Origin of the sequence: Intrasporangium sp. (assembly GCF_039812505.1) — a bacterium.
In the GTDB taxonomy this organism is placed as follows: domain Bacteria; phylum Actinomycetota; class Actinomycetes; order Actinomycetales; family Dermatophilaceae; genus Intrasporangium_A.
On record NZ_JBDIAQ010000265.1, the window covers coordinates 1 to 2516 of the forward strand.

At 71.1% G+C, this 2516-nt stretch carries 2 protein-coding genes; one reads left to right on the top strand and one right to left on the bottom strand.

The window, feature by feature from the left end:
- Nucleotides 1-97: 97 nt before the first annotated feature.
- Entirely contained in the window at nt 98-622 is a 525-nt protein-coding gene (locus WMI84_RS18005; RefSeq protein ID WP_347355149.1) for a histidine phosphatase family protein, read from the bottom strand.
- Nucleotides 623-794: 172 nt separating this feature from the next.
- Between WMI84_RS18005 and ilvD the strand changes: the two genes are divergently transcribed.
- A complete protein-coding gene (gene ilvD / locus WMI84_RS18010; protein WP_347355150.1) occupies nt 795-2495 on the top strand; it encodes a dihydroxy-acid dehydratase in 1701 nt (566 codons plus the stop codon).
- The last annotated feature ends 21 nt before the right edge of the window (nt 2496-2516 follow it).

The following is a 2516-nucleotide window of genomic DNA, read 5'->3' on the forward strand; positions in this document are numbered from 1 at the left end:
GTGCGGCAATTCGTGTCGAGAGTGCGCCACTCCCGATCGAAGGTGCCGTGCCTCACCTTCGCGTGTGCCGTGGCTCGGTCCGCCCGGTCGCGCGGCGTCAGGCCTCCGAGGCGTGGAAGCGGTCGAGGTCACAGCTGCCGAACTCGAGGTCCGCCCAGTCCCCCGAGTAGCGCAGCACCGCGATCCCGCTCGTGCCGAAGCCGCCGGCCAGCGCCGCGTGACCCGGCCCGGAGCCGTCGCCGTCGCAGAGCAGGCTCGTCGCGTGGGCCATCGTCGGGTTGTGCCCGACGACCAGGACGGTCGAGGAGTCGCCGGCGTCCTCCCGGATGATCTCGACCAGCGCCTCGGCGCCGCCCTCGTAGACGGGCCGACGGAACTCGACGTACTCGGCGCGCGCCCCGCCGCGCCGGACGGCATCCCAGGTCTGCCGGGTCCGAACCGCCGTCGAGCAGATGACCAGGTCGGGGACGAGTCCCTGACTGCGCAGCCACGCGCCGGCCAGCTCGCCCTGCCGGACCCCCTGCTTGGACAGGACCCGGTCGTGGTCCGGCCTGCCCGGGCCCTCCTCGGCCTTGCCATGGCGCATGAGAAGGAGGGTCTTGTCCTCAGCCGCAATGCCCATATGTCGAGGATGCCGTGCTCCGCCCGTGTTGTCAGCCCTGCCGGGACCCATCCGGACGCGCGGTGGTCCCCCCGGGACCTGCCGGACCGGACGCGGCGGTGGCGGAGCCGGGTGGTCTCCCATGCCTCGGGACGGCGTGTCCACGCTACGGACGCCGTCCTATGCTGCTGCAATGACTCAGACCCCGGACATCAAGCCCCGCAGCCGAGACGTCACCGACGGCCTCGAGAAGACGGCAGCGCGGGGGATGCTGCGAGCGGTCGGGCTCGGTGACGAGGACTTCGCCAAGCCGCAGATCGGCGTCGCGAGCTCGTGGAACGAGATCACGCCCTGCAACCTGTCGCTCGACCGGCTGGCCAAGGCCGCCAAGGACGGCGTGTACGCCGCGGGTGGATATCCGCTCGAGTTCGCCACGATCTCGGTGTCCGACGGCATCTCGATGGGCCACGAGGGGATGCACTTCTCGCTCGTCTCGCGCGAGGTCATCGCCGACTCGGTCGAGACGGTCATGAACGCCGAGCGCCTCGACGGCTCGGTCCTGCTCGCCGGGTGCGACAAGTCGCTGCCCGGCATGATGATGGCCGCGGCGCGGCTCGACCTGGCCGCGGTCTTCCTCTACGCCGGCACCATCCTTCCGGGTGTCGCCAAACTCTCCGACGGCACGGAGAAGGAGGTGACGATCATCGACGCCTTCGAGGCGGTCGGGGCGTGCGCGTCGGGCCACATGTCGCGTGCGGACGTCGATGCGATCGAGCGCGCGATCTGCCCCGGGGAGGGCGCCTGCGGCGGCTTCTACACCGCGAACACCATGGCCGCGATCGGTGAGGCGATCGGTCTGTCGCTGCCCGGCTCGGCCGGCCCGCCGGCCACGGACCGGCGCCGCGACCACTATGCCCGGCAGTCGGGTGAGGCCGTCGTCGGTCTGCTGCGCAAGGGGATCACCGCCCGCCAGATCATGACCAAGGAGGCGTTCGAGAACGCCATCGCGGTCGTCATGGCCTTCGGCGGCTCCACCAACGCCGTGCTGCACCTGCTCGCGATGGCCCACGAGGCCGAGGTCGACCTGACCATCGGCGACTTCCAGCGGGTCGGCCGCAAGGTGCCGCACCTGGCCGACGTCAAGCCGTTCGGCCACTTCGTCATGAAGGACATCGACCACATCGGCGGCATCCCGGTCGTGATGAAGACCCTGCTTGACGCGGACCTGTTCAACGGCGACTGCCTCACCGTGACGGGCAGGACGATGGCCGAGAACCTCGAGGCGCTCGACCCGCCGCACATCGACGGCCGCGTCATCCGGGACATGTCCCGGCCGATGCACCCGACCGGGGGACTGACGATCCTGACCGGCTCGCTCGCCCCGGAGGGGGCAGTGGTCAAGTCGGCCGGGTTCGACACGACGGTGTTCGAGGGGACCGCCCGGGTCTTCGACGGCGAGCGCGCCGCGATGGACGCCGTCGAGCAGGGCACCCTGAAGTCGCACGATGTCGTCGTCATCCGCTACGAGGGCCCCAAGGGCGGTCCCGGCATGCGCGAGATGCTCGCGGTGACCGGGGCGATCAAGGGAGCGGGCCTCGGCAAGGAGGTCCTCCTGCTGACCGACGGGCGCTTCTCCGGTGGCACGACCGGCCTGTGCGTCGGGCATGTCGCGCCGGAGGCGGTCGACGACGGCCCGATCGCGTTCGTGCAGGACGGCGACGCCATCCGCCTCGACGTCGCCGCGAACACGCTCGACCTGCTCGTCGACGACGACGAGATGCAGCGCCGCCGCACGGCCGGGGTACGGCATCCCGAGCCGCGCTACACCCGGGGCGTGCTGGCCAAGTACCGCAAGCTGGTGCAGAGCGCCAGCAAGGGAGCCGTGCTCGACTGACGAGCCGGTTCCAGCCACGAG

What these genes read in the sequence shown, in the direction of transcription:
- WMI84_RS18005 (WP_347355149.1), bottom strand. Translation starts at nt 622, where the DNA reads ATGGGCATTGCGGCTGAGGACAAGACCCTCCTTCTCATGCGCCATGGC.
- ilvD (WP_347355150.1), top strand. Translation starts at nt 795, where the DNA reads ATGACTCAGACCCCGGACATCAAGCCCCGCAGCCGAGACGTCACCGAC.